This window comes from Pedobacter sp. 05L430 (assembly GCF_056397585.1).
In genome coordinates this window covers 1-1,926 of record NZ_JBFTNT010000469.1, presented here as the reverse complement: position 1 = coordinate 1,926, position 1,926 = coordinate 1, and the positions used below count along the sequence as shown (strand labels likewise).

Below are 1,926 nucleotides of genomic sequence, written 5' to 3'. Positions count from 1 at the left end.
GGATATAGTGATGAAGAGTTATTTTCAAGACCTATTAATGATTTTGTTTGTGAAGAAGACCAGAACATTACAGAAGAACTTAGGAACAACCTCAGGAAAAATATTCCACTCTTAAATTTCGAAAACCGCTACCTCACTAAAAAAGGCGAAATTGTGTGGCTGTCATGGACTTCAATTCCTGTTCCTGAATCCAAACTGGTTTACGCGGTTGCCAAAAATGTAACACACAAAAAGAAACTTGAAGAAGAACGGAATAAACTTTTGATCAGCCTATCAAAGATTAATGAAGAGCTGCAGCATTTAACTCATATGGCCTCGCATGATCTGAGGGCACCTGTAAATAACTTACTTGCAATATTTAGTCTTTTGGATACTTCTACAATTCAGGATAAAGAAACTGAAAATCTGATCAATATATTACAATCAACAACAGAGGAATTGAAGGTTACCTTAAATTATTACCTGGATGCGGCCAGTCAGAAAAAAAGCGTTCATGTGCCCACAGAAAACCTGAATCTTCATCATTCTCTGAACGGGGTGTTTCATTCTATAAATTCATTGATACTAGGCTCCAGAGCTATTATTAGAATTGATTTTTCTGAATTTGATACGATCAATTTCAACAAAGTTTATATGGACAGCATATTTCTAAACCTGATCACTAATTCCATTAAGTACGCAAAACCAGATTCACACCCTGATATTTATATTGCCACCAGAAAAACAAATGGTGCCCGACAATTGATTTTTTCAGACAAAGGCCTGGGGTTTGATATGGAAAAATGTAAAAACAAGATATTTGGGCTACATCAAACATTCCACAATCATACAGATAGCAAAGGTATTGGCCTTTATTTGGTATATAACCACATTAATAGTTTAGGAGGCCATATTGATGTAGAAAGCAAGGTAAACGAGGGAGTTAGATTTGTGCTCACTTTTAAGGATTAGCCCTATTACCTAAATCCCTCTGTGGGTGCGTAGCCAAAAAATTTCTTAAATGCGTAACCAAAATGGGAGAGATTTTCAAATCCTGTTTCCAGATAGACTTCTGAGGGTTTCCGTTTTTTTTCTCTGATTTGATAATGGGCCAGTTTCAGTCTTTTTTGAGTAAGCCATTTCTGTGGTGTGGTTTGAAAAGTTTTTTTGAAATCGCGCTTAAACGTTGTCAGGCTACGTCCAGTCAGGTAACCGAATTTTTCCATCGGCATATTGAACATATAATTTTTTTCCATGAAATTAGCGATATCAATCTTTCCGGGCTCTGCAAAGTTGGCCAGCATATGGTCAATACTGGGTTCGATAGTTCTCAGGATATGGATAGCCTCTTCTATTTTGAGTGAAGCGATGGCGCCAGGTAGTTTTTCTTTGAGCTCAAAATACGGGATTAGTGAAGAGAGACAGCTTTTTAATAATGGATGTTGTTCAAAGGTTCGAAAGCTAGGAGGTGGAATCGGTTCTCCCTGGGACTGGGGCTCATTTTTATTATAGTAGTCTTTTAGCCGCTCCAGCTTAAGGTGCATGGCTACCGATTTATGAGACAAGCCATGTTTAGGATAATTGAGAACCGTAGCCAGCAAGTAACGCGGAAACAGCAGGGTATCTCCTGCTCCAAACACATAGGTCTGATCGGCTTGCACGATCCTGGTTTYTCCCGAGATGATCCATACCAGCAAATGGTCTTCAAACAGCACATCGGCTTTGAAGAACTGGTCTTCAAAGCACGATCTCTTAATATCATCGTGTATGTATTCTATCTGATGTGCCATGGTTTACCATCTAAAATTAGGGAATTAATTGCATAGCAATGTTCAATCTGCTGTAAATATCACTTTAGTCATTTCTTCACTTAATTGCCAAAGCCGTTTTGCATTTTCTGGATCTATTGAGTAGGGTGTCACGCCACGAAGTGTTAAAGGGTTATCG

2 protein-coding genes are annotated in these 1,926 nt (G+C 38.4%); one reads left to right on the top strand and one right to left on the bottom strand.

Features of this window, described 5'->3' with window-relative positions; all coding sequences use genetic code 11:
* Positions 1–951 (top strand): PAS domain-containing sensor histidine kinase (locus tag AC1DG9_RS26465; protein ID WP_477635622.1); only part of this gene is annotated, 951 nt, incomplete at its 5' end.
* Positions 952–956: 5 nt separating this feature from the next.
* On the opposite strand, the gene AC1DG9_RS26460 is transcribed toward AC1DG9_RS26465, so the two are convergent.
* Positions 957–1,769 carry an AraC family transcriptional regulator gene (locus AC1DG9_RS26460; RefSeq protein WP_477635621.1) on the bottom strand — a complete coding sequence of 271 codons (813 nt, stop codon included), beginning with the start codon at positions 1,767–1,769 and terminating at the stop codon, positions 957–959.
* Positions 1,770–1,926 lie beyond the last annotated feature (157 nt).